Source organism: Bradyrhizobium sp. Ken01, from assembly GCF_055807355.1.
Window position 1 is genome coordinate 80,100 of sequence record NZ_JBVVPC010000024.1, and the last position, 23,969, is coordinate 104,068.

Below are 23,969 nucleotides of genomic sequence, written 5' to 3' on the forward strand. Positions count from 1 at the left end.
GGCCGGATGGACCGGGTCTATTTCGACGCCCTCGACGCCGGCCATGTCGTGATGCGGCAGCTCGCCGGTGTGATAGAACGACCAGGCGACCTGCAGGAAGCGGAAGCACATTAGCCCGGAGCCGAGCGGGATGGTGAGATACACCAGCCACATCGGCGCTTCCAGATCGTTGGATTGCTGGCCGGTCTGCCACATCTGGCCGACGAACGCGGCCCCGAAATAGCACACGATGGCCGTAAAAAGGGCGCCGCACATCAGGCCGAACGTGATGACGCGGCGGCGCGATCCGCCGGGAAGGATGTTGACCAGGACGTCGACGCCGACATGGATGCCGGTGCGCACCCCATAGGCCGCACCGAACTTCGCCATCCAGATGAACATGTAGATGCAGAGTTCCTGCGCCCAGGACAGGTCGAGAGCGGCAAGCCAGACGAACGCCGCTCGCGCGGGGACGGCCAGCAAGGCCAGGTTGCGCGCCTCCGCCCATTTGGCGATGTCGATCGACAGCCCGGCGCCATATCGGTGCAGCACGGCAACGAAGATGAGCAATGTCGCGGCCGCGATCATCGTCGCGATCAGCCATTCCTCGAGATGATCGAGCACACGATTGAATGCACGCAGCAACTTGGTCCCCTCAGCTTGGCTCATCATTCAAGAGCAACGGCCGGGAGTGCGATCACCCCCGACCGTTCATGGTTGTTCTCAAAACGCGCCCGCGTCAGTTCATCTTGACGTCGAGTTCCTTGGCGACGAGATCGAGCACCTCCTGCCCGACCCGCCCCTTCGCCCATTTGTAAGTCGGCTGCATCGCTTCCTGCCACGCCTTGCGATCGGCGTCAGTCAGATAATGCAGCGTGGTCTTGCCCGTCTTCTTGATCTCGGCCAGCGCATCCTCGTTTTCCTGGTGCGCGATCCGGTTGGTGTAGTCGGTCGCCTCGTTCATCGCCTTCTCGAGCTGGGCGCGGATATCAGGCGGCAGGCCGGACCAGAATTTCGAATTGACGATGACGGCATACTGCAGGTGCGCGTGATAGGACACGGTGATGTCCTTCTGCACCTCGTAGAACTTCTGCGTCAGGTAGTTGGATGCGGTGTTCTCGCAGCCGTCGACCACGCCCGTCTGCAAAGCCTGGTAGACTTCGGAAAACGCCATGATCTGGGGGATCGAGCCCATGATCCGAAGATATTGGTCGGCGACCTTCGATCCGGAGATGCGGAATTTGAGACCCTGGAAATCGGCCGGCTTCATCAGGGGACGGTTGGCGGAGAGCATGTGGAAGCCGTTGTCCCAGTAAGCGAGCCCGGTGATGCCCTTGGTCTCGAGCTTCTCGAACAGCCACTTGCCGATCGTGCCCTTCATCGCGTTTGAATAGGTCTGGTCGTCCTTGAACAACCAGGGCAGGTCGAGCGCCTCGAATTCCTTGATACCGAGCGGTGCGAACTTCGCGGTCGATGGCGCGAGCATCTGCACCGAGCCGAGCTGCAGCGCCTCGATCTCCTCCTTGTCCTTGTACAGCGTTGAGTTCGGGTAGATTTCGACCTTGACCTTGCCGTCGGTGTACTTCTCCGCAAGTTCCTTGAACTTCAGGGCGCCCTTGCCCTTGGGAGTGTCGTTGGCGACGACGTGGCTGAATTTAATGACGATCGGGCTCTGGGCCTCGACGACGGCGGGACACAGGAGAACAGCTGCGGCGGCGACCGCAAGAAGCAGCTTGCGCATGAACGAACCTCCCAACAACCTCTAAAGCCGGGTCTTTTTTGTTTTCCGATTTCAGTACTGACAGCAATCCGCCACCCGAACAACTAGACCTAAGCCCAATTTGCCGCAGCCAAGCTATCTTGCGCAACCCGGCTCCTGCTGCCGTTCCCGGAAGCGAGCGCTTATGTCGCATTGCGGTAGTGCGATCAGCCGTTGCGCTGGGCGACCATGAACAGACGCCGGAACGGAAACAGCGTCTGTCCCGCGGCGTTCTTCGGATAGGCTTTCGCGACCCGCATCCCATAGGCGGCTTCGAACGCGGCCTTCTCGTCGCCCTGCAAGATATCGAGATAGCGCGTGAGCCAGGTCCCCTTGGTCCACTCCTTCACGGGATTCTCGCCTTCCAGCACCTGCAGATATTCGGTCTCCCAGATGTCGATATTGGCCGACATCGGAGCAAGAAGACCGTGATAATAGGCCGGCGCTTCGACCGGCGGCGGCGTGACGAGATGCTCGACCTTTGACCGCCAGGGACCGTTCAGCGCCGTCTCGCCGATCAGCACATGCGAGGGCGCTAGAAAGTTTCGCGGCATCTGCACCGCGAGCATCCCGCCAGGCGTCACCTTCTCCATGATCGACGGAAACAGTGCCGCATGATTGGGCAGCCAGTGCAGCGCGGCATTGGAATAGACGACGTCATATTGCTTCGTCGGGCGCCAATGGCCGAGGTCCTCGTGTGACCATTCCACGTCCGGCGCCGCCTTGCGACCGGCGGCGACCATCTCGGCTGAGCCCTCGACACCGGTCACCGTCGCGTCCGGCCAACGCTCCTTGATCAGCTTGGTGACGTTGCCGGCGCCGGCGCCGAGATCGGCAACGGCACGCGGACCAGAATCCGGAATCCGCATCAAGAGGTCAACGGCGGGCCGGAGCCGGTGGCCGGAGAATTTCAGATATTGCTGCGGATCCCAGACCATCGCTCGGCGCCTTTTCTTTTTCGTGTTTCCTTCAACGCGGCTCTTGGTTACCACTGCTCGTCCCGGTCGGGCAAATCAGGCTGACGGGGACAGGGCAGGAAACGAACAGAAAAACGATCAGCCAAACCAACAGCGACAAGCAGAAAAGCAAACAAGAGGGCGTGTCACCATGGATCTCGGGCTCACATCCAAAACCGCCGTCGTCACCGGAGCGAGCGTCGGCATCGGCCGTGCCATCGCCAAGGGCCTGGCTGCCGAAGGAGTGCGCGTCGTCGGCGTGGCACGGCGCACCGACCTGCTCGCCGAACTGGTGAGCGAAGTCGGCTCCGGTCTGATCACGCCATTCGAGCAGGACGTGATGGCCAAGGACGCGGCGGAGAGGATTTCGGCCTTCGCCGTGAGCGAGCTCGGCCATGTCGACATCCTGATCAACAATGCCGGCGGCAGCCGCCCCCTCCCCGTCGATGCGCCGGACAGCCAATGGGACGAAGCGATCGCGCTGAATTTCACCAGCTACCGCCGCATCGCGCATGCGCTGCTGCCGCAGATGATCGAACGCAAATGGGGCCGCATCGTCAACATCACCGGCAAGTCCGAGCCGGAAGGCCTCAACGCCGCGTTCGCCGCCAAAGCAGCCGTGCACGCCTGGGCCAAGGGCCTGTCGCGCGAGATCGGCGAGCACGGCATCACCATCAACTGCATCCCGCCCGGCCGCATCATGAGCGAACAGATCCGCCGCAACTACGCGCCTGATTATCGCGAGCGCTTTGCGGAGGAAGAGATTCCCGTCGGCTATTGGGGCGAGCCGGAAGATCTCGCCGCACTCGCGGTGTTTCTGGCGTCCCCCGTGGCGCGCTACATCACGGGCACGGTGATCCCGGTGGATGGGGGACTGCGGAGGTATCAGTTCTGAAGCTATCATCCCCGGACTCCATCAGCCCCGAAGGCAGTCCTATCCGGACTGTCTTCAGGAGGAGCGGAAAGTGCCAGTTCGCTCTGAGGAGCTGGCTAAGGACACCAGCAGAGCGCAGACGAACCCGCCGCAATCATCTGCATACCTCAAAAGGATCTAGCGGCCTGCCCGGTAGCAGCCTTGGAATGGTGCGGCGTGAGGTCCTGCCAGACAGGATAGTTCCCGTTTGGCATCGCCGCTTGGCCGAAACCAACGTAAGCCATAGCTAGCGGCCCGCGACTGATCAATGCCGTCGCAATGCAGCTTCGCCTTTTGGACAGCGATGGAACCGTATCGCCAGCGAGTTACCCAACACGCAGCATTTCGAGTTCTTTGGAGGCCCCACAACGGATGATCCTTGATCATTGATCTAAATCAACCGACCACAGGTCGGTTCGTTCTCCTCTCAAACGAATCGCTGGTCATAGCAATCGTACCGAAATCGACCGATCGAGCTTCAATTGGAGAAAGGATGAAGCAGACTTGGTACGTAACCTTTGAATTGCCCTTACGGAGCTTTTCAAGGTTGGACGCAAGACCAACAAGAGCGGCGATTCAGGTTGCAGCGATATCGCCTCACCCTATTCGCGATCGTTCTGCAATGAGGGAGGGGATATGCGAGACGGCAAGTTCTTCGATAGCCCCGCAGGCTTGACGGTAGCCAAAATTATCTCGCTAACCGGCGCCGAATGTCACGACGCGACACGACTTTCACATCTGATTACAAACGTTGCGCCACTCGAACTCGCCGGGCCGAATGACCTCGTTTTTATCGAAAGCGGCAAGTATGCCGACGCGCTGACCAGAACGGGCGCCGGGGCCTGCCTGATGCTTCATCGCTTCGAAAGCCGCGCCCCAAGCACTCTCATCTCGCTGCTTGCGAAGCAGCCCTACCAAGCATTTGTCGACGTCCATACCGAACTTTACCCCCGATCTCTTCGGCCCACCTCCGTTTACGAAGCCAGCGATATAGCTTCCGGCTCGACGATCCATCCAACTGCGCGCCTTGCTGGCGGAGTCACGGTTGATCCGGGAGCCGTGATCGGACCCCGAGCTGAGATTGGAGCGGGAAGCATCATCTCCGCAACGGCCGTGATCGGCCCGGATGTTCTGATAGGCCGCAACTGCACGATTGGCGCGGGCTGCTCGATTACACATACGCTTATGGGCGAGCGCGTCGTGATCCATCCGGGTTCCCATATTGGGCAGGACGGCTTTGGCTATGTCGCCGGTGCCCGATGGCAAAAAGTCCCGCAGACCGGGCGAGTCATTATCCGTGACGACGTAGAGATCGGGGCTGGCACGACGATTGATCGGGGCGGCATAAGAGACACGATCATCGGAGAAGCCACAAAGATCGACAACCTCTGTCAGATCGGTCACAACGTAGTCATTGGCCGCAATTGTATCATCGTCGCACAATCGGGTCTTAGTGGCAGCGTTACGATTGAAGATTTTGTCGTCCTTGGTGGCAGAGTTGCGATTGCTCCTCACGTCACGATAGGCAAGGGTGCAAGGGTGGCAGGGGGATCGGGAGTTATGACCAACGTTCCCCCGGGAACGACCTGGGGTGGCTATCCAGCCCGGCCTAGAATGCAATGGATGCGGCAACTCGCTACGCTGGCTCGACTTACCAAATCGGGCATATAGCTGAGCAACAGAGCGCCCGACAGGATCAGCGAGACCGGATTGGCGAGATGTCAGCCGCCGAGCCGTGCACGGCCTGCTCCATGGCGCGGCTGTGACCGACATTGAGCGAGCCGCCGCGGCCCCACTGTTATTCGATCACGTCGTCCGCGCGCACCAGCAACGACGGAGGTATCTCCACGCCGAGCGCCTTTGCGGTCTTGTGGTTGATGACGGTCTTGAACTGCGTCGGCTGCTCGATGGGAATCTCGGCGGGGTTGGCACCCTTCAATATCTTGTCGACGAAAACAGCGGCGTGGCGGAACATTGCGGTGAAGTCCACACCGTAACCCATCAGGGCCGCCCCCCGGGAGGCGACGATGGGTGCGGCAACCGATGGCACGCGGCACTTGTCCACAATCGCGGCCACCATGGACGTGTTGGTGACAAACGCGTTTGCGTCCGTGATCACGAGGCCGTCCATCGGGTTAGAGCCGACGAGTGACAGCGCGCTTTCGACATCGCCGGGGACGTCGACCTCGATAGCTAGTAGCTCCATCTTCAATGCCTGCGCGGCGTTCCTCATGGTGCTCATTGTAGCGTTGTTCAGTGGATTTCCTCGCTGCATGAGCACCCCTACGCGTCGCGTCGAGGGAGCCAAGCCTGCGAGAATCTCCAAGCGCTTTGCAGCCAGTTCTGTCAGGAAAAAGGTTTGCCCCGTGATGTTGCCGCCTGGATGAGCCATACTGGCTGCAAGGCCTATGGTCACCAGATCGGGGCCCACGATCATCACCGTCGGAATTTTTGTCGTCGCGTTGTGAGCGGCAAGAATCCCGGGAAATGTGGCTGTGACGAGAACGTCAACATCAAGAGCGACAAGTTCATTCGCAAGCGCCGGCAGCCTGGCGTCGTCGCCACCGGCGTCCCGGTATTCGACATGAACGTTCACGCCGTCAACCCAACCGAGATCGCTGAGCCCCTTGAGGAACGCGTCGACTTCCAAATTCCGCGGTGGGGGGAGGAGAAGGCCAATTCGCGGCATTCGCTTCGCTTGCTGTGCTCGCGCTGCCAGAGGCAACGCAGACGCACCACCAACCAGAGTCAGGAATTCTCGTCGTTTCATTACCAATCCAATCTCATACACCCGGCTGAGAACAGCCATTATTCTACGTTGGTCCAAGCGAGCCGATGACCGGGTCGGGTGAAAGGCGGCAGTCTGCACCGGAGCGATGACTTCTGCTCTACCAGACTCCGGACCTGCCGATGCCCCACGCCAACCGACGCTTAGGGCCAAGGAGCGACGTTATCCCCCGCAGCAGCGGCTCGGATCATGGGGAGAGCGACGCCACGTAGGCAGCCAGCGCGATCATGTCGTTCTGCGACAGCTTTTCGACAGTCTGTTGCATCAGGGAGCTTGTGCTCGCCACGCGCCCCCCGCTTTGGAATTCATGGAGCTGGCGCACGATATAGGTCGGCGAGCGCCCGGCAATTGCCGGAATATCACCGACGCCTTTCAACTCCGGACCGTGGCAGCTACCGCAGGCAACGGTTGTTCCCGATCCGCCCGTCTTGGCGAGTGCTTCTCCCCTCGCCAGGCTTCCAACCGGCACATAGGCCGTGAAGGTCGCCCGGGAATCTCGAAGCTCGAACTGATCTACATCGTCCGGTACCTCGACGATGCGCGGGCCGAGAGTTTCGGAGCCGCCCTCCGGGCTCTTGACGTAGAACAAGCGGGACGGGCCCGTCTTTGGAATGCTCTCGCTTTCGACGACCTTGATGATCTGCTTGGGCTTCTGCGCAGAGAAATAATCTGCCGCGGCGCGCACCTCGGCGTCCGTCATGCCTTTGACTGACGCCATCATCAATTGTGTGGAGGGCCTCTCCGGCCCCGACATCTTTCGCGCGCCGCTTTTGAAATCGGCTAGCTGCTGAACGAGATAGCTCGCCGGCAAGCCCGCGAGGCTCGCATTTTCAGGACCGCCGGTGCCCTCGACGCGATGGCACGATCCGCAAGCGCGGACATCCGGCTTTCGTCCGTTGGCAACGATCTCCGGCATGGCCGGATGGTCATCCGGATGCCAATCAGGCGCAAAGAAAAGGTCGCGCGCCTGCTTCCAGCTGAATGCGGCACTACTGCCGGCGAGTTGATTGGGCTTGTCGTCAGCCGGGGGCACCTTGACGGTCGGGTCCCACAAGAACGCCCAGGCCGGAAGGCCATTCTGGGCCAAGGCAGCGGTCGCGGTGAGGATCACGGTTGCCCACAAAATCGGCACAGACATCTTCATGGCAATAAACCTCTGCAAATGGATCGAGTAAATTCAGCGGAAAAGAAAAAATGAAACTCAGCACTTCGAAGCCGACAATAGACTTTTGCCGACCGGTGCAATCCTGACATCCTGCCAGTGTTTTGCCCGACGGGTCAACGTCGCGGCAGCGGCAAATGTCGTCGTGACGCGATTCGAAAATCCCTTATCGATCAAGGGGCCTTCTACTGTGCATGGGGTTGTTTTCGCGTTTTTTGTTTTGGGCGCCTAAAAAAACACGCAAGACCCCGCGTGACCACTCACCCGACCTGCAATATCTCCGCGATCGCGGCCCCCGCGGCGATGGTGCCGAGCTTGCCGCCGACGTCGCGCGTTGCCCTGCCCTCGCCGATCGCCTTCGCCACGGCCGCCTCGATCGCACGTGCGGCTTCCTCGTAGCGCACCGCGCCGCTGTTCTCGCCATGCCAGGCCAGCAGCAACGCCGCCGACAGGATCAGCGACACCGGATTGGCGACATCCTGGCCCGCGATGTCGGGCGCCGAGCCATGCGCGGCCTGCGCCATGGCGTGGCTGTGACCGACATTGAGCGAGCCGCCGAGGCCGAGGCTGCCGGAGAGCTCGGCGGTGAGATCGGACAGGATGTCGCCGAACATGTTGGTGGCGACGATGACGTCGAACCGGTCGGGGTTGCGCACCACATGCGCCATCATGGCGTCGACGAGGATGTCGTCGACCCCAAGACCAGTATAGGCCTTCGCCGCTTCGCGGCAGATCTCGAGGAACATGCCGTCGCCGAGCTTGAGCACATTGGCCTTGTGCACGATGGTCAGATACCTGCGCCGCTTCATCGCCAGCCGGCACGCCGCGTGCGCGATGCGCTCGCAGCAAAGGCGCGTGATCCGGCGCAGCGAAATCACGACGTCGGGCGTGACCAGCATCTCGCCATTGCCCCGCTCCATGTTGCGGTCGGCGTAAAACCCTTCCGTGTTCTCGCGCACCACGACGAGGTCGAAATCGCCGACCCGCCCGGACCGCCCCGCATAGGTGCGCGCGGGCCTGACATTGGCGTAAAGGTCGAGGTTCTTGCGAAAATGCCGCGACGGGTTGAGCTCGCCATGGGCCTCGTCCTTGAAGTCGAAAGTCGCGGTCGGCCCGAGGATCAGGCCGTCGGCGGCGCGAACGATACCGAGCAGCTCGGGGCGCACGGTCGTGCCAAATTGTTGGAGGCTCGCATGGCCGACTGCGTGCTCCTCCAGGCGCAGATTGAGCTGGAAGCGCTCGGAGGCCGCGCGCAGCACGCCTGATGTCGCGGTCGTGATCTCGGGCCCGATGCCGTCACCGGGCAAAACGACGATGTGCATGGCGCTCCCCTGACATTGCAGCAGTTCGCGTGATCATACGCCGGCGCCCGGAATCATCGCCCAGCCTTCGCGCATACACTGCATGCAAGCATATGCCTGTGGAAGGCAGCCGCGCCGTAGTACATGCCAAGTCCCCTCGAGCCGGCCGCCGGAGCAACGCGCTGACGCAATGACAATCACGTTACCTGCCGCCGCGCGCAAGCCCGACCACCCCATTGCCGATGGCCTTCCGCCCGCACAGCGGCGCTGGGCCACTGCCGCGATCTTCACCGCGCTGGCGATGGCCTCGCTCGACACCGCGATCGCCAACATCGCGCTGCCCGCCATTGCCGGCGACCTGCATGTCAGCCCGGAGCAATCGGTCTGGGTGGTCAACGTCTACCAGATCGCGCTGGTGGCGACGCTGCTGCCGTTGGGAGCACTCGGCGAGATCGTCGGGCACCAGCGCATCTATCTCGGCGGCCTAATCCTGTTCACCATCGCCTCACTGTTCTGCGCGGTGGCGTGGTCGCTGGAGAGCCTGCTGGTTGCGCGCACGCTGCAGGGGCTGGGTGCGAGCGGCATCATGAGCGTCAACACGGCGCTGGTGCGCTTCGTCTATCCCGGCCGGATGCTCGGCCGCGGCTTCGGCCACAACGCGCTGGTGGTCGCGACCGCCTTCACTTTTGGCCCGTCGATCGCCTCCGCCATCCTCGCGGTCGGCCCGTGGCCATGGCTGTTCGCCGTCAACATCCCGTTCGGCCTGATCGCGATCGGCATCGGATTTGCGATGCTGCCGAAGACGCCGCGCGCCGATCACGGCTTTGACTTCCTCGGCGCGATCCTGGCGTCGGCCTGTCTCGGGTTGTTCATCACGGGCATCGCCAGTGCCGCGCATAATCTCTCACCGGTGGTCGTGGGCATCGAGCTGGTCACGGCTCTCGCGCTCGGCTTCATCCTGACGCGCCGCCACGCCGACCATCCCGCGCCGATGCTGCCGATCGACCTGTTCAGCCGGCCGATGTTCGCACTGTCGGCGGCAACGGCCGTGTGCTCGTTCGCGGTGCAGGGCCTCGCCTTCGTCTCGTTGCCGTTCTATTTCGAGGACGTGCTGGGACGTTCGCAGGTCGAGACAGGCTTCTTCATGACGCCGTGGCCGCTGGTGGTCGGCATCATGGCGCCGATCGCCGGACGCCTCTCCGACCGGCACGCGGTGGGATTGCTCGGCGGCATCGGCCTCGTGATGCTCGGCCTTGGCATGGCACTGCTGGCGATGCTGCCAGCCAACCCTGCGATCCCCGACATCATCTGGCGGATGGTGATCTGCGGCATGGGATTCGGCTTCTTCCAGGCGCCGAACATGAAGGCGGTGATGTCGAGCGCGCCGCCGCATCGCAGCGGCAGCGCCTCCGGCATTGTCGCCACCGCGCGCCTGACGGGGCAGACGACGGGGGCGGCGCTCGCCGCAGCCTGCTTCTCGCTGGCCGGTCACGACGGCGCAGTCGTGGCCTTGGCACTCGGCGCCGGCTTTGCCGCGCTCGGCAGCGTGATGAGCTTTTTGCGGCTGGCGGTGAAGTAGACCGTCAGGCCAGATGTCGGGCCGCCGTTACCTCGACACTCGCCACCGGAACGACCGTCTCCTCGTCGAGCGCAGCGAGACGCTCATCGATGGCAGCGATGACTTTGCGCGAGAACGGCCCGAGATGCGCATAGGCCGCGATCATCTGCACGGCGATCCGCGCCGATGTGGTGTCGCGCTTGGCGCAGTTCATGAAGGTCTGCCACAGCGGCCCGCGCGCCTCGGGAAGGGCCGTGACCACCTTGTGCACCGTTTCCATCGCGCCGATCCGGGCGCGGATATCGCCTTCCGCGAGCTCCTGGCGCTGGCGAGAGCGGTCGAGCAGCGTCATCAGACGGTCGATGCGCCTTGCATAGGCGGCCGGGCTGTAGATGTGCTCCAGCACGCGCTTGTAGTCCGTCAGAATGTCGCGCAACGGGCGCACCGGATCGAAGTTGATCCCGGCGGTGCACTGATCCGCGCCGATGGTCGGCGCCAAATCGTGGCCCGGATGCAACCGGCCCTCGCGCTCGAGGCGGCGCGTCAGCTGCGTGTTCGGCAAGGCATAGAGCAGGCCGACCATGCTGACCGGGATCGCCGCCTCTTCGATGAAGTCGATCATGGCATCCGCCATCGAGAGCTTCTCATTGTCGAAGCCGACGATGAAACCCGCGGTGACGAGCATGCCCGCGGCGTAGATCTTGTGGATGCTCTCGGCGATGTTCCGCCGCGTGTTCTGCTTCTTCCGCATCGCGACCAGCGTCGCCGGATCGGGACTTTCGATGCCGACGAAGATGGCGAAGAAATTCGCCGCGCCCATCAGCTCCAATAGTTCGGGATCGTCGGCCAGATTGACCGAGGCTTCCGTCGACAATTCGAACGGATAGCCGTGAGCGCGCTGCCATTCGGCGAGCTGGGGCAGGAACAGCCGCAGCGACTTCTTATTGCCGATGAAATTGTCGTCGACGAAGTCGAGATGGCCGCGGTAGCCCATGGCGTAGAGCCTGTCGAGCTCGTTCAGCATTTGCTCATTCGTCTTGGTTCGCGGCACCCGGCCATAGAGCTCGATGATGTCGCAGAACTCGCAGGTGAACGGGCAGCCGCGGGAATACTGCACGCCGAGATAAAGGTAGTCCTCGAACTTGAGCAGGTCGAAGCGCGGCACCGGCGTCTTGGTGACGTCGGCCTGGAATTTCGGCGCCGTGAAGACGCCCGAGCGTGCGCCGCTGTCCCATGCCGCGATAAATTCGTGGAGAACGCTTTCGGCCTCGCCGAGCACCTGGAAGTCGGCCCTCTCATAGATATGGGGGCTCGAGGTGGGATCGGGACCGCCGACGACCACCGGCTTGCCCGCGGCACGGCAAATTTCGATCAGGCGCAGCGTGTCGGCCTGCTGCGGCATCATTCCGCCGGTGAAGACGACGTCGGCCCAGGAAAGATCCTCGTCGCTGAAGGATTCCGTGTTGCAATCGATCAGCCGGACCGTCCAGTGCTCGGGCAACATCGCGGCAACGGTGATCAGCCCCAAAGGGGCCGCGGGGCGCTTCACGCCCAACACTTTGCAGGATTCGCCAAAGCTCCAGAAGGACTCTGCCGAGAACAGCGGATAGAGCATCAGGACTTTGCAAGGCTGCGGTACGTTCATGGAACCTCTTTTTGGCTGATTCCACTGTAGCAGAGCATTGTCGACTTGCACCCCGGCAAAAGGGACAAACTGTCGCTCTCGGTTCCATGGGCGTCCCGCGGAAGCCGGTAGACGTCGCCCCAAGCCATGCCGCGGGTGCTCAGGGAAGGAATCCCCGCCGGCTACCCCTCGGACTATTGATTTGAACCTTTCCAATTTGCCGGACACATTGCGCCCCTGAGTCCAATTGGTGGATTGGGCCAATCAGGGGACTGCGATGGCAAACCTAACAATCAACGGAAAAACCTTCACGCTCGACGTCGAGCCGGATACGCCGCTGCTCTGGGCGATCCGCGAAAATGCGGGCCTGACCGGCACCAAATATGGCTGCGGCATCGCACAATGCGGCGCCTGCACCGTTCACATCGACGGCGTCGCCACCCGCTCCTGCGGCGTTTCAGTCGCCGAGGCCGCAGGCAAGAAGATCACGACCATCGAAGGGCTCGCCTCCGGCAACGCACTGCACAAGGTGCAGGAAGCCTGGATTGCCCAGGACGTGCCGCAATGCGGCTATTGCCAGAGTGGCATGATCATGGCGGTGGCGGCGCTGCTGAGCGAGAAGCCGAAGCCGACCGACGCCGACATCGACGAGGCCATCACCAATATCTGCCGCTGCGGCACCTTCCAGCAGGTGCGCGAAGCGATCCACACGATCGCAAGCGCGTAAGGAGCCGCCAAATGAACAAGCATGTCTCTCCCAGGATGAACCGCCGTGCCTTCGTTGTCGGCGCCGCCGCGGTCGGCGCAGGTCTCGCAGTCGGCCTCGATATCCCCTTCGGCGGCCCCGGCGTGGTCCGCGCGGCCGACGGCTCCCCCGAGATCAGCGCCTGGGTCGTGGTCAGGCCCGACGACACCGTCGTCATCCGAATCGCCCGCTCCGAAATGGGCCAGGGCTCGCTCACCGGCCTCGCCCAGCTCGTCGCCGAGGAACTCGAATGCGACTGGTCGAAGGTCTCGACCGAATATCCGACACCGGGCCAGAGCGTCGCCCGCAAGCGCGTCTGGGGCGATTTCTCGACCGGCGGCAGCCGCGGCATCCGCTCTTCGCAAGACTATGTCCGCAAGGGCGGTGCCACCGCACGCGTGATGCTGATCCAGGCTGCCGCCGAGGCGTGGAAAGTGCCGGCGTCGGAATGCACGGCCGCCAACAGCGTCATCACCCACACGCCGTCCGGCAAGACCACCACCTACGGCAAGGTCGCCGAGGCCGCGGCCAAGCTGACGCCGCCGGCCGACGTCAAGCTGAAGGACCCCAAGGACTGGAAGCTGATCGGCAAGGGCGTGAAGCGGCTGGACACCGCCGAGAAGACCACCGGCACCATGATCTACGGCATCGACGTCAAGCTGCCGGGCATGCTGAACGCCGCGATCAAGGACTGCCCGGTGTTCGGCGGCAAGGTGAAGAGCTTTGACGAAGCCAAGATCACCGCCATGAAGGGCGTCAAGAAGGTCGTCAAGGTCGGCGATACCGCGGTCGCGGTCGTTGCCGATACCTGGTGGCAGGCCAAGACCGCGCTGGAGGCGCTGCCGATCGTCTGGGACGAGGGCGACAACGCCAAGGTCTCGAGCGAGTCGATCGCGAAATGGCTGACCGAGGGCCTCGACAACGGGCAGCCGGCCTATGTCGGCAACAAGAACGGCGACGCGAAGGCGGCGATTGCCAGCGCCGCCAAGAAGGTCGAGGCCGTCTACAGCTATCCCTACCAGAACCATGCCACCATGGAGCCGATGAACGCCACGGCGGTCTACACGGCGGACAAGTGCGAGGTCTGGTGCGGCACGCAGAATGGCGAGGCGGCCTTCGCGGCCACGTTGGAAGCATCGGGCCTGTCGGCGGAGAAGTGCGACGTGCACAAGGTGATGCCCGGCGGCGGCTTCGGCCGGCGCGGCCAGACCGACTATGTCCGTCAGGCCGTCCTGATCGCCAAGCAGATGCCGGGGACGCCGATCAAGCTGCTGTGGTCGCGTGAAGAGGACATGGCGCACGGCAGATATCACCCGATCACCCAGTGCAAGATGACCGGCGCGTTCGATGCGGACAACAATCTGGTTGCGCTGCACTACCGCCTGTCCGGGCAATCGATCCTGTTCTCGCTCCGTCCCGAAGCGCTGCAGAACGGCATGGATCCGGCCGCATTCCAGGGCGTCGCCCAGACCGGCGAAGCCGCGTTCGGTTACTCCGTGCCCAACCTCCTGGTCGAGCATGCGATGCGCAACCCGCACGTTCCGCCGGGCTTCTGGCGCGGCGTCAACGTCAATCACAACGCGATCTACATGGAATGCTTCATGGATGAGCTGGCTCAGGCCGCAGGCCAGGATCCGCTCGAATTTCGCCGCAAGCTGATGGGCAATCACCCCAAGCACCTGGCGGTTCTCAATGCCGTGGCCGAGAAGATCGGCTGGAGCACCCCGGCGCCGCAGGGCATCTATCGCGGCATCGCGCAGGTCATGGGCTATGGCAGCTATGTCGCCGGCGCCGCCGAAATCTCGGTGACCGACGGCAACAAGATCAAGGTGCATCGCATCGTCGCCTCCACCGATCCCGGCTACGTCGTCAATCCGGCGCAGGTGGAGCGGCAGATCGCGGGCTCCTTCGTCTATGGCCTCTCCGCGCTGTTCTACGGCGGCTGCACCGTCAAGGACGGCAAGATCGAGCAGACCAACTTCGACACCTACAATTCGATGCGGATCAACGAGATGCCGAAGGTCGAATCGGTGATGGTGCCGAGCGGCGGGTTCTGGGGCGGTGTCGGCGAGCCGACCATCGGTGTCGCGGCGCCGGCGGTGCTCAACGCGTATTTCGCGGCGACGGGCAAACGCATCCGCTCAGTGCCGCTGCGCGACCAGAACATCACCTTCGCCTGAGAAACGCCGCGGCGGCCGTACGGCCGTCGCGGCAGACGTTCCGGACAAGACTCATGAATGCTCCGGTGACACGGCGGGATGCCGTCCTCGGCATTGCCGCCGCGGCCACATCATTCGCCGTCCCTTCGATCCTGCGCGCGCAATCGGCGGGTCGCATCGTCGTGGTCGGCGGCGGCTTTGGCGGTGCGGCGTGCGCCCGCGCGCTGAAGCGCGCGCAGGCGAACTTGCAAGTCATCCTGATCGAACCCAATGCGGTCTTCACCTCCTGCCCGTTCAGCAACGAGGTGATTGCCGGCCTCCGCGACATCGAAGCTCAGCAATTTGGCTATGACAGACTCGCCGCCGAGGGCGTCACGGTGATCAGCCAGACGGTAGCCACAATCGAGCCGCAGCTGCGCAGCGTCGTGACGGCCGATGGCGTTGCGCTGCCCTATGATCGTCTCGTCCTCTCTCCCGGCATCGACTTCCATTTCGAGGCCCTGCCCGGCTACGACGGCCCGGCATCAGAAAAAATGCCGCACGCCTGGACGGCCGGCGCGCAGACGCTGCTGTTGCGTCGGCAGTTGGAGGCCATGCCGGACGGCGGCACCGTCGCTATCGCGATCCCCGCCAATCCCTCGCGCTGTCCGCCGGCGCCTTACGAGCGGGCCAGTCTGATCGCACATTACCTGAAAACGAAGAAGCCGCGCTCAAAGGTCTTGATCCTCGACGCCAAGGACAATTTCTCCCAGCAGCGACTGTTCGAGAGGGCGTGGAAAGAGCTTTCCGGCGACATGATCGAACGCATCGGACTATCGCAAGGCGGCCGCGTGACCTCGGTCGATCCCGCGACAAGGACCATCGTCACCGAATTCGGCAACTACACGCCTGACGTCGCCAACGTCATTCCGCCGCAACGCGCCGGACGCATCGCCCAGGTCGCGGGGGCTGCGGATGCCACCGGCTGGTGCCCGATCGATCCTGTTAGCTTCGAGTCGAAGCTGGTCCCGAACATCCACGTCATCGGCGATGCCTGCCTCGGCGGGGGCATTCCCAAATCGGCATCCGCGGCAAGCGCACAGGGCAAGGCCTGCGCTGCCGCGATCGTGAACCTCATTGCCGGCCGCGCACCAGAAACGCCGCGACTGACAGGCGTCTGCTACAACATTGCCGCACCCGGCTACGGCTTTTCACTCGCGGGCAACTACCAGCCCAGGGGCGACATCTTCGCCGAGGTCGAGGGCGGAACGACCAGCCCGGTCGATGCGCCGCGCGAATTGCGCGCCCGCGAGGCGGCTGAAGCCGAGCGCTGGTTTCAAGCCATCACGGCGGACACCTTTGGCTAGAACAACGGTCCATATCGCAGCGCTGATCGCCGCCAGTCTCGCCTTCGCCTGCCATGCGGGAGCCGAGGAGCTCCTGCCCTACAACATCGCCGGCGACGGCATTGCGGAATCGCTCACCGGCGCGCCCGGCGATACCGCGCGCGGACGCGCGCTCGTGCTCGCGCGCACCACCACCTGCATCCTCTGCCATTCCGGTCCCTTCCCCGAAACCCGGTTCCAGGGCGACATCGCGCCTGACCTCTCGGGTGCGGGGAACCGCTGGACGGTGAGCCAGTTGCGGCTTCGACTAGTCGATGCGGCGCGCTTCAACCCTGAGACCATCATGCCGTCCTATTATCGCACCGACCACCTCGTGCGGGTCGGGCGAAATTACGCCGGCAAACCGATCTTGTCTGCCGCCGAGATCGAGGACATCGTGGCTTTTCTCGCAACGCTTCGGGACTAGGACTGTTCATGCCGACCACGCGACGACAATTCCTGAATCTTGCCGGAAGCGTGACGGTCGCCGCGACGATCCCGATCGTCACGCTGCGGCCGCTCGAGGCGACACCGGCGATGCTCAGCGCCGCGATCCGCAACGTCGTCGGCGAAGCACCAGTCCGCACCGGCAAGGTGAAGCTCGACATTCCGCCGCTGGTCGAGAACGGCAACACGGTGCCGATGACCGTGAGCGTCGCGAGCCCGATGACGGCGGACGACTACGTCAAGAGCATCCACGTCTTCAACGAGAAGAACCCGCAGCCGAACATCGGCAACTTCCATCTCGGCCCCTCCTCCGGCCGCGCCCAGGTCTCGACCCGGATCCGGCTCGCCGACACCCAGAAGGTGGTGGCGATCGCGCGTCTTTCCGACGGCACGTTCTGGCAGGTCACGACCGAAATCGTCGTGACGCTGGCCGCCTGCACAGAGGAGATGAATTGATGGCCGCGCTCATCAATGTCCCGGCGAAAGCCAGACGCGGCGAAATCATCGAGATCCGCACGTTGACCTCGCACATCATGGAGACCGGCTTCCGCCATACCGCGGACGGCGCGCTGGTGCCGCGCGACATCATCACCAGCTTCACGTGCCGCTACAACGGTGCCGAGATTTTTCGCGCCGATCTCTTTCCGGCGATCGCGGCCAATCCCTATCTGTCGTTCTTCACGGTCGCAAAGGAGAGCGGCAAGTTCGAGTTCGAATGGATTGGCGACAACGGCTATTCGTCCAGCGCATCGGCGTCGATCACGGTCGAATGAGTTTCTGGCGCGCGATAGCGGCCGCGGCGCTCCTCGCCACCGCCCCTGCCCTGCTCGCCGGCGAGATTCCGCCGGACGCGCGCCGCTCCGGTTATTCGTTCATGCGGCCCGACACGCGCGCGATGCAGGATGACGACACCTCGAATCCCGGCATGCTGTTCGTGCTCGACGGCGAGGCGTTGTGGACGAAGAAGACCGGCAGCGCCGACAAGGCCTGCGCTGACTGCCATGGCGATGCACGCGACAGCATGAAAGGCGTGGCGGCGCGCTATCCGGCCTTCGACAAGGCGCTGGCGCGCCCGGTCACGCTCGACCAGCGCATCAATCTGTGCCGCAGCAATCATCAGCAGGCAACCCCGCTGCCCTACGAGAGCCGCGATTTGCTGGCCCTGTCCGCCTTCGTCGCGCACCAATCGCGCGGCGTCGCGATTACGGCCGGCGACGATCCGCAACTGAAGCCATTCGTCGAGCAGGGCCGCGACCTCTTCATGCAGCGCGAGGGCCAGCTCAACCTTGCCTGCACCAATTGCCACGACGACAATTTCAACAAGCGGCTTGCCGGCGCGCCGATCACGCAGGCACAGCCGACCGGCTATCCGCTTTATCGGCTGGAATGGCAGACGCTGGGATCGCTGGAGCGCCGGCTACGCAGTTGCATGACGGGTGTCCGCGCCCAGGCCTATGATTTCGGCGCACCCGAGCTGGTCGCGCTCGAACTCTATCTGATGTCGCGAGCGCATGGCTTGCCGATGGAAACGCCGGCCGTGCGGCCCTGAATTCCACAGATTAGGGCTAGGCAGACGCAGAACGGCCGCTAGTATCCGCCCAAATTGAGTCACAGGGAGGGACCCAAAGTGGTCAACCACAAAATCTCGCGTCGTACGCTCTTGACCGGCACTGCCGCAGCTGGCGCGCTCAGCCTGACGGGATTGCCGGCGCGCGCCGAGGTGAACTGGAAGAAATACGCAGGGACCAAGCTCGAGGTGATCCTCGCCAAGGGCCCCCGCGGCGACAACCTGCAAAAATACGTCAAGGAGTTCACCGAGCTCACCGGCATCCAGGTCGAAGCGGAGCAGATACCCGAGCAGCAGCAGCGCCAGAAGGTCGTGATCGAGTTCACCTCGGGCCGTCCGAGCTTCGACGTCGTCCATCTCAGCTACCACGTGCAGAAGCGGCAGTTCGAGAAGGCCGGCTGGCTCGCCGACTTGAGTCCCTTCATGAAGGACCCGGCGCTGACCGCCCCTGATCTCGTCGAGAGCGACTTCTCGGCCGCGGGCCTGCAATACGCCAGGAACGACAAGGGCCAGATGCTGTCGTTGCCGTGGTCGGTCGATTATTTCATCCTCTATTACAACAAGGAGCTGTTCGCGAAGAAGGGCGTCGCCATTCCCAAGACCCTCGACGAGATGGCTGCGGCGGCCGAGAAGCTCACCGACACCAAGGAAGGCATCTACGGCTTTGTCGGGCGCGGCCTGCGCAACGCCAACATGGCGATGTGGAGCAACTTCTTCCTCAATTATGGCGGGGAATTCCTCGACGCCAAGGGCAACATCCTGACCGATGGTCCGGAAGCCATTGCCGCGACCAAGCTGTATCAGACGCTCCTGACGAAATCGGCACCGCCCGGCGTCGCCGGCTTCAACTGGATGGAGTCGATGGCCTCGTTCACGCAAGGCCGATCCGCGATGTGGATCGACGGCGTCGGCTGGGCGCCGCCGCTGGAAGATCCCGCCGCCTCGCGTGTCGTCGGCAAGGTCGGCTACACCGTCGTGCCCGCCGGCCCCAAGGGCCAATATTCCTCGACCTATGGCGACGGCATCGGCGTTGCCGCTGCGAGCAAGAACAAGGAAGCCGCCTATCTGCTCTGCCAATGGGTGGTCTCGAAAACGCAAGGCGCGCGGCTGCTGCAGGCCGGCGGCGGCGTGCCGTTCCGCAACTCGATCCTTGGCGATCCCGAGGTCCAGAAGGGCGTCAAGACCAAGGAGTGGCTGCAATCGGTGATCGATTCCGGCAAGATCAGCAAGCTGGGCCTGCCCGTCGTGATTCCGGTCGCCGAATTCCGCGACATCGTCGGCGCCGCGGTCACTGCGACCTTGTCCGGCGCCGATCCTGCCGCTGAGTTGAAGAAGGCCAACGATCAGTACCGGCCGATCCTGGAGCGTAGCGAGAAGGCGTGAGTGCGTTGACACAATCGACTCCGGGCGCGGCACAGTCTGATGCCGCGCCGGAGAAGGAGTTGCGGCCGCCATCCTACTGGCCGTTCGTGGTGCCGGCGCTGGTCGTCGTGATCGCGATCATCATCTTTCCGTGGGTCTTCACGATCTGGATGAGCCTGAACGAGTGGAAGGTCGGCTCGTCGACCACCTTCGTTGGATTGTCCAATTATCTGCGGCTGACGAGCGATCCCCGCTTCATCGAGGCCGTCGGACATACACTGGTCTACACCATACTCTCCGTGCTGCTGCCGCTCGTGCTCGGCACGTTTGCGGCCGTGGTGTTTCACCAGAAATTCCCCGGCCGCGGCTTTCTGCGCGGCGTCTTCATCATGCCGATGATGGCGACGCCGGTGGCGATCGCGCTGGTCTGGACCATGATGTTCCACCCGCAGCTCGGCGTGCTGAACTATCTGCTGTCACTGGTCGGAATCCCAGCGCAGCTCTGGGTGTTTCATCCCGCGACCGTCATTCCCTCGCTGGTGCTGGTCGAGACCTGGCAATGGACGCCGCTGGTCATGCTGATCGTGCTCGGCGGCCTGGCTGCGATCCCGACCGAGCCTTATGAAAGCGCACAGATCGACGGCGCCAGCATCTGGCAGGTGTTCCGCTTCATCACCCTGCCGCTGATCATGCCGTTCCTGTTCATCGCCGGCATGATCCGCATGATCGATGCCGTGAAGAGCTTCGACATCATTTTCGCGATCACGCAGGGCGGTCCGGGATCGGCGTCGGAGACGATCAATATCTACCTCTACAGCGTCGCCTTCTCCTATTACGACCTCGGCTACGGCTCGGCGATCGCTGTCGTGTTCTTCCTGCTGATCGTTCTGCTTGCGGCGGTGATGCTCTATGCGCGCCAGCGCATGCTGTGGACCGAGATCGCGAGCGGCACATGACACCCCGTCAGATCATCGGCAAGATCGGCCTGTGGCTTTCGGTGTTCGTCATCGTGTCGCCGGCAATCCTGTTCTTCCTCTGGATGCTGTCGCTGTCGCTCAAATTCGAAATCGACAACGCCGCGTACCCGCCGGTGTTCTTTCCCGAGCATGTCGCCTGGAAGAACTATGCCGACGTGCTCGCCTCCAACCGCTTCCTGACCTATTTCATCAACAGCCTGATCGTGACCGGCAGCGCGACGTTGCTTGCGCTGCTCGTCGGCGTTCCCGCCGGCTACGGCATCGCACGCATGGCCGCGCATAAATCCGCGATCGTGATCCTGATCGCCCGTATCACGCCGGGCCTGTCCTATCTGATCCCGCTGTTTCTCATGTTCCAATGGCTGGGACTGCTGGGCACGCTGGTGCCGCAGATCATCATCCACCTCGTGGTCACGGTGCCGATCGTGATCTGGATCATGATCGGCTATTTCGAGACGACGCCGATGGAGCTGGAAGAAGCAGCCCTCATCGACGGCGCCACGCGCTGGCAGGTCTTCCGCCATGTCGCGCTGCCGATCGCGAAGCCCGGCATCGCGGTCGCCTTCATCCTGGCCGTGATCTTCTCCTGGAATAATTTTGTCTTCGGCATCGTGCTGGCCGGACGCGAGACACGGACCCTGCCGGTCGCTGTCTACAACATGATCTCGTTCGACCAGCTGAGCTGGGGACCGCTCGCGGCCGCCGCGCTGATTGTCACCCTCCCGGTGCTGCTGCTCACGGTGTTCGCCCAGCGACAGATCGTCGCCGGGCTGACGGCGGGGGCGGTCAAGGGCGGGTAGCTACTCCGCCGGTGCGGCGTGCATGTCCGCATGCGGCATGTAGGGCTCGCTCGCGCCGAGCCGGCTGGCCGCGAACAGACCGGCGGCCATCACGGCATAGGCGAACGCGACCGCTGGCGTGACGCCAAAGCCGCCGCCGATGCCGACGGCTTCGCCGTGCATGAAGCCAAAGTAGGTCAGGACTGCACCAACCAGCGCGAATGCCGAGGCTTTCTCGAAGTCGCGCTCGATGATGAAGACGCCGATCGCACCCAGGATCAGGCCGCCGAGGATGGAGCCGCCGCCCATCACTTCTAACCCGTGATAGAACACGCCCTGCTGCGGCAACGCGGCAATCGCCGCAGCCTTGACCGCGTCGGCCTTGTCGGCGGCCATTCCGCCGACGGTCGCAGCCGCATTCATGGTCGAGCCCAGCATCGTGTCGATCTGCAGCTTGGCCCAGGCGGCCAGATGCGGCGTCAGCGCCAGCACGATCGCGGGCGCGTGCTTCACTGGCGTGGTCTGGAACGCCTGCGCGCCGATCAGCATGCCGATATAGAGCAGGATCGGCGAGATCGCGACGACCGGGACCAGCGCCAGCAGCACCGAGATGATGCCGAACCAGGCCAGCACGACCACCATGATGCCGGTCGCGGCCGAATAGCCGATCCGGCCACCCATCGCCTTCCAGCCGGGATGGCCGATATAGACGGCGTTGATGAAGGGATTGCCCATCAGGCAGCCGATCAGGCTGACGATTCCGTCGGCGGTGAGCACGCGCGTGGTCGGATATTCGTCGCCGGCGGCTTCCGCGCTCTCCACATTGTCCATGGCCTCGACAAGGTCGTAGATGCCGAAGGGAATGGCGGTGACCAGGATCACGCCAAGGAATTCGAATCCGGAGAAGACGTAGCCAACGGCGGGGATCGGCACCGAGAAGCCGAAACTCGCAAAGGCGTCACCGACGCCCTTGATGCTCAATCCACCCAGATTGAGCCCGAACAGGTTCGAGCCCCAGGCGATGACCATCCCGACTGCGATCGCGATCAGGCCCGCTGGAATGCTCTTTGGATATTTCACGCCGCCGAACCAGCTCACCAGGATGATGGCAAAGCAGACCAGGCCGATCTGCGGCGTCATGTACATTTCGAGCGCCGGCCGCATCGAGATGAAGGTGACGGATACGCCGGCGAGCGTACCGAGCAGCGCCGCGCGCGGCGTGATTTTTCGAATGAACGGCGCAATGAAGCCGCCGATCATCAGGATGAAACTCTGGAAGAACACCCAGACCAGGCCCGCCGACCAGCCCTTGAGCGGATCACCGGTCTTGATCGTGATCGGCAGCATGATCACGAAGGTGACAATGAACATGTGCGGCACGCTGACGCCCGAGGGCAGCGCACAGACGTCGTTGCGGCCGGTCTTCTGTGCAAGGCGATAAGCGAGAAATGCGTAGTAAAAGGTCGACAGGCACATCATCAGCCCGAGCGCGGGCAGGATGCGGCCGAACACGAGACTGTCCGGCATCTTCAGCACGAAACGCAACAGGCCCGTGAGCACCAGCATGTTGACGAGAATGTTGGTGCCGAAGCCGAAAAATGCGTTCCAGTCGCCCGGTGTCCATAGTGCCGGCTTGAACTCGGAGGTGCCGGCCGTCCCCGTCGTGCTTGTGCTCATGGTGATGCCCCTAAGCTGGAATGTTTGAAGTCTTCATCGCCTCCAGAACCGCGGCTGAGCTTGCGACCCAGCCGAAGATGCCGCCCTGGGCCTTGATCATTTTCAGGCCCATCTCATGAAACTCGGGAAAGTAGGACGCGCAGCCGTCCGAGATGACGACGCAGCGATAGCCGCGGTCGTTGGCCTCGCGCACGGTGGTGTTGACGCACACTTCGGTGGTGACGCCGCACACCAGCAGATTCTCGATGCCGTATTTCTCCAGCACGTCGGTGAGCTCGGTGGCGTAGAACGCGCCCTTGCCGGGCTTGTCGACCACGATCTCGCTGTCGAGCGGATAGAGCTCCGAGATGATGTCGTGGCCGGCCTCGCCGCGAATGAGAATGCGTCCCATCGGACCGGGGTCGCCGATGCGCAAGGATGGCGCGCCGCGCTCGATTTTCGCCGGCGGCGCGTCGGAGAGATCGGGCAGATGGCCCTCGCGCGTGTGGATCACCAGCATGCCGGTATCCCGCGCAGCCTTCAGCACTGCACCGATCGGCTTCACCGCGCGCGCGAGCTGGCTGACGTCATTGCCGAGCGTCTCGCCAAAGCCGCCGGGCTCCATGAAGTCGCGCTGCATGTCGATGATGAGAAGCGCGGTGGCAGGCCAGTCGAGCTTGACCGGCGCCGGTTCGGCGCTGATGACACCCAGTGTCGGCTTGGTTGAGTTCAACATGACTCAAGGCCCCCGCGAGAACTCTCTCTGCGGGAGTTCTGCAAGCGGCGTGCCATTGTGTACAATTGCGATTAAGCCAACGGCTTAGGAAAATTTACTGCGCTGTCAGAATGTTATTAGAAAAGCCGGGGTCTGCT

At 63.2% G+C, this 23,969-nt stretch carries 21 protein-coding genes and 2 pseudogenes; 13 read left to right on the top strand and 10 right to left on the bottom strand.

The genetic code is table 11. The annotated features are described in order from the left end of the window. Positions 1-93: 93 nt before the first annotated feature. From AC0L3S_RS22445 to AC0L3S_RS22455, 3 genes and pseudogenes are all read right to left on the bottom strand, one after another. Positions 94-651, bottom strand: a pseudogene (locus AC0L3S_RS22445) (TRAP transporter small permease); the annotation flags it as partial. A gap of 67 nt (positions 652-718) precedes the next feature. Further along, on the bottom strand, positions 719-1,720 hold the full coding sequence (locus AC0L3S_RS22450) for a DctP family TRAP transporter solute-binding subunit (protein WP_473263456.1): 1,002 nt from the start codon (positions 1,718-1,720) through the stop codon (positions 719-721). Positions 1,721-1,905: 185 nt separating this feature from the next. Beyond that, positions 1,906-2,676 (bottom strand): methyltransferase domain-containing protein, encoded by a 771-nt coding sequence (locus tag AC0L3S_RS22455; protein WP_027568788.1) that lies wholly within the window; start codon positions 2,674-2,676, stop codon positions 1,906-1,908. A gap of 169 nt (positions 2,677-2,845) precedes the next feature. On the opposite strand from AC0L3S_RS22455, the gene AC0L3S_RS22460 reads away from it, so the two are divergent. Both AC0L3S_RS22460 and lpxD read left to right on the top strand, forming a co-directional pair. After that, on the top strand, positions 2,846-3,589 hold the full coding sequence (locus AC0L3S_RS22460; protein WP_473281295.1) for an SDR family NAD(P)-dependent oxidoreductase: 744 nt from the start codon (positions 2,846-2,848) through the stop codon (positions 3,587-3,589). Between the two features lie 654 nt (positions 3,590-4,243). Beyond that, positions 4,244-5,278 carry a UDP-3-O-(3-hydroxymyristoyl)glucosamine N-acyltransferase gene (gene lpxD / locus AC0L3S_RS22465; RefSeq protein ID WP_473281297.1) on the top strand — a complete coding sequence of 345 codons (1,035 nt, stop codon included), beginning with the start codon at positions 4,244-4,246 and terminating at the stop codon, positions 5,276-5,278. Here lpxD and AC0L3S_RS22470 read toward each other — a convergent pair. The 4 genes and pseudogenes from AC0L3S_RS22470 to AC0L3S_RS22485 form a co-directional block, all read right to left on the bottom strand. Continuing rightward, positions 5,275-5,399 (bottom strand): annotated as a pseudogene (locus tag AC0L3S_RS22470) (isocitrate/isopropylmalate dehydrogenase family protein); the annotation flags it as partial. The gene lpxD and the pseudogene AC0L3S_RS22470 sit on opposite strands and share 4 nt — an antisense overlap. A gap of 6 nt (positions 5,400-5,405) precedes the next feature. Then, a complete protein-coding gene (locus AC0L3S_RS22475; RefSeq protein ID WP_473263452.1) occupies positions 5,406-6,416 on the bottom strand; it encodes an ABC transporter substrate-binding protein in 1,011 nt (336 codons plus the stop codon). 166 nt (positions 6,417-6,582) lie between these two features. Further along, positions 6,583-7,539 carry a c-type cytochrome gene (locus AC0L3S_RS22480; RefSeq protein WP_473281299.1) on the bottom strand — a complete coding sequence of 319 codons (957 nt, stop codon included), beginning with the start codon at positions 7,537-7,539 and terminating at the stop codon, positions 6,583-6,585. 278 nt (positions 7,540-7,817) lie between these two features. After that, the gene (locus AC0L3S_RS22485; RefSeq protein WP_473281301.1) at positions 7,818-8,879 is read right to left on the bottom strand and encodes an isocitrate/isopropylmalate dehydrogenase family protein; all 1,062 of its coding nucleotides are present in this window, start codon (positions 8,877-8,879) and stop codon (positions 7,818-7,820) included. Positions 8,880-9,048: 169 nt separating this feature from the next. Between AC0L3S_RS22485 and AC0L3S_RS22490 the strand changes: the two genes are divergently transcribed. Beyond that, complete coding sequence (locus tag AC0L3S_RS22490; RefSeq protein WP_473281303.1) at positions 9,049-10,437, top strand: MFS transporter; 1,389 nt, start codon at positions 9,049-9,051, stop codon at positions 10,435-10,437. 4 nt (positions 10,438-10,441) lie between these two features. On the opposite strand, the gene AC0L3S_RS22495 is transcribed toward AC0L3S_RS22490, so the two are convergent. Further along, the gene (locus tag AC0L3S_RS22495) at positions 10,442-12,061 is read right to left on the bottom strand and encodes a B12-binding domain-containing radical SAM protein (RefSeq protein WP_473281305.1); all 1,620 of its coding nucleotides are present in this window, start codon (positions 12,059-12,061) and stop codon (positions 10,442-10,444) included. Positions 12,062-12,317: 256 nt separating this feature from the next. Between AC0L3S_RS22495 and AC0L3S_RS22500 the strand changes: the two genes are divergently transcribed. The 10 genes from AC0L3S_RS22500 to AC0L3S_RS22545 all read left to right on the top strand — a co-directional run bounded on the left by AC0L3S_RS22500 (position 12,318) and on the right by AC0L3S_RS22545 (position 21,461). Then, entirely contained in the window at positions 12,318-12,767 is a 450-nt protein-coding gene (locus AC0L3S_RS22500) for a (2Fe-2S)-binding protein (RefSeq protein ID WP_473281308.1), read from the top strand. A gap of 11 nt (positions 12,768-12,778) precedes the next feature. Then, entirely contained in the window at positions 12,779-14,965 is a 2,187-nt protein-coding gene (locus tag AC0L3S_RS22505; protein WP_473281310.1) for a xanthine dehydrogenase family protein molybdopterin-binding subunit, read from the top strand. 53 nt (positions 14,966-15,018) lie between these two features. Beyond that, the gene (locus AC0L3S_RS22510) at positions 15,019-16,290 is read left to right on the top strand and encodes an FCSD flavin-binding domain-containing protein (RefSeq protein ID WP_473281312.1); all 1,272 of its coding nucleotides are present in this window, start codon (positions 15,019-15,021) and stop codon (positions 16,288-16,290) included. Beyond that, a complete protein-coding gene (gene soxX / locus AC0L3S_RS22515) occupies positions 16,283-16,735 on the top strand; it encodes a sulfur oxidation c-type cytochrome SoxX (RefSeq protein WP_473281314.1) in 453 nt (150 codons plus the stop codon). Before AC0L3S_RS22510 ends, soxX begins: the two co-directional genes overlap by 8 nt. An 8-nt stretch (positions 16,736-16,743) precedes the next feature. Then, positions 16,744-17,211 carry a SoxY-related AACIE arm protein gene (locus AC0L3S_RS22520; RefSeq protein WP_473281316.1) on the top strand — a complete coding sequence of 156 codons (468 nt, stop codon included), beginning with the start codon at positions 16,744-16,746 and terminating at the stop codon, positions 17,209-17,211. Further along, a complete protein-coding gene (soxZ, locus tag AC0L3S_RS22525; RefSeq protein WP_473263441.1) occupies positions 17,211-17,528 on the top strand; it encodes a thiosulfate oxidation carrier complex protein SoxZ in 318 nt (105 codons plus the stop codon). The genes AC0L3S_RS22520 and soxZ overlap by 1 nt, the downstream gene beginning before the upstream one ends. Beyond that, on the top strand, positions 17,525-18,304 hold the full coding sequence (gene soxA / locus AC0L3S_RS22530; protein WP_473281318.1) for a sulfur oxidation c-type cytochrome SoxA: 780 nt from the start codon (positions 17,525-17,527) through the stop codon (positions 18,302-18,304). Before soxZ ends, soxA begins: the two co-directional genes overlap by 4 nt. Positions 18,305-18,382: 78 nt before the next feature. Continuing rightward, positions 18,383-19,705: an ABC transporter substrate-binding protein gene (locus AC0L3S_RS22535; RefSeq protein ID WP_473281320.1), complete on the top strand. Its 1,323-nt coding sequence runs from the start codon at positions 18,383-18,385 to the stop codon at positions 19,703-19,705. After that, entirely contained in the window at positions 19,702-20,640 is a 939-nt protein-coding gene (locus AC0L3S_RS22540; protein ID WP_027516623.1) for a carbohydrate ABC transporter permease, read from the top strand. Before AC0L3S_RS22535 ends, AC0L3S_RS22540 begins: the two co-directional genes overlap by 4 nt. Then, entirely contained in the window at positions 20,637-21,461 is an 825-nt protein-coding gene (locus AC0L3S_RS22545; protein ID WP_473281322.1) for a carbohydrate ABC transporter permease, read from the top strand. Before AC0L3S_RS22540 ends, AC0L3S_RS22545 begins: the two co-directional genes overlap by 4 nt. Here AC0L3S_RS22545 and AC0L3S_RS22550 read toward each other — a convergent pair whose 3' ends face one another. Then, entirely contained in the window at positions 21,462-23,117 is a 1,656-nt protein-coding gene (locus AC0L3S_RS22550; protein WP_473281324.1) for a regulator, read from the bottom strand. Positions 23,118-23,127: 10 nt separating this feature from the next. Then, positions 23,128-23,832 carry a cysteine hydrolase family protein gene (locus AC0L3S_RS22555; RefSeq protein WP_473281326.1) on the bottom strand — a complete coding sequence of 235 codons (705 nt, stop codon included), beginning with the start codon at positions 23,830-23,832 and terminating at the stop codon, positions 23,128-23,130. Positions 23,833-23,969 lie beyond the last annotated feature (137 nt).

Bases quoted from the DNA above. Each gene is read 5' to 3' on its own strand.
- AC0L3S_RS22450 (WP_473263456.1), bottom strand. From the start codon at position 1,720: ATGCGCAAGCTGCTTCTTGCGGTCGCCGCCGCAGCTGTTCTCCTGTGT.
- AC0L3S_RS22455 (WP_027568788.1), bottom strand. From the start codon at position 2,676: ATGGTCTGGGATCCGCAGCAATATCTGAAATTCTCCGGCCACCGGCTC.
- AC0L3S_RS22460 (WP_473281295.1), top strand. From the start codon at position 2,846: ATGGATCTCGGGCTCACATCCAAAACCGCCGTCGTCACCGGAGCGAGC.
- lpxD (WP_473281297.1), top strand. From the start codon at position 4,244: ATGCGAGACGGCAAGTTCTTCGATAGCCCCGCAGGCTTGACGGTAGCC.
- AC0L3S_RS22475 (WP_473263452.1), bottom strand. From the start codon at position 6,416: ATGGCTGTTCTCAGCCGGGTGTATGAGATTGGATTGGTAATGAAACGA.
- AC0L3S_RS22480 (WP_473281299.1), bottom strand. From the start codon at position 7,539: ATGAAGATGTCTGTGCCGATTTTGTGGGCAACCGTGATCCTCACCGCG.
- AC0L3S_RS22485 (WP_473281301.1), bottom strand. From the start codon at position 8,879: ATGCACATCGTCGTTTTGCCCGGTGACGGCATCGGGCCCGAGATCACG.
- AC0L3S_RS22490 (WP_473281303.1), top strand. From the start codon at position 9,049: ATGACAATCACGTTACCTGCCGCCGCGCGCAAGCCCGACCACCCCATT.
- AC0L3S_RS22495 (WP_473281305.1), bottom strand. From the start codon at position 12,061: ATGAACGTACCGCAGCCTTGCAAAGTCCTGATGCTCTATCCGCTGTTC.
- AC0L3S_RS22500 (WP_473281308.1), top strand. From the start codon at position 12,318: ATGGCAAACCTAACAATCAACGGAAAAACCTTCACGCTCGACGTCGAG.
- AC0L3S_RS22505 (WP_473281310.1), top strand. From the start codon at position 12,779: ATGAACAAGCATGTCTCTCCCAGGATGAACCGCCGTGCCTTCGTTGTC.
- AC0L3S_RS22510 (WP_473281312.1), top strand. From the start codon at position 15,019: ATGAATGCTCCGGTGACACGGCGGGATGCCGTCCTCGGCATTGCCGCC.
- AC0L3S_RS22520 (WP_473281316.1), top strand. From the start codon at position 16,744: ATGCCGACCACGCGACGACAATTCCTGAATCTTGCCGGAAGCGTGACG.
- soxZ (WP_473263441.1), top strand. From the start codon at position 17,211: ATGGCCGCGCTCATCAATGTCCCGGCGAAAGCCAGACGCGGCGAAATC.
- soxA (WP_473281318.1), top strand. From the start codon at position 17,525: ATGAGTTTCTGGCGCGCGATAGCGGCCGCGGCGCTCCTCGCCACCGCC.
- AC0L3S_RS22545 (WP_473281322.1), top strand. From the start codon at position 20,637: ATGACACCCCGTCAGATCATCGGCAAGATCGGCCTGTGGCTTTCGGTG.
- AC0L3S_RS22550 (WP_473281324.1), bottom strand. From the start codon at position 23,117: ATGAGCACAAGCACGACGGGGACGGCCGGCACCTCCGAGTTCAAGCCG.
- AC0L3S_RS22555 (WP_473281326.1), bottom strand. From the start codon at position 23,832: ATGTTGAACTCAACCAAGCCGACACTGGGTGTCATCAGCGCCGAACCG.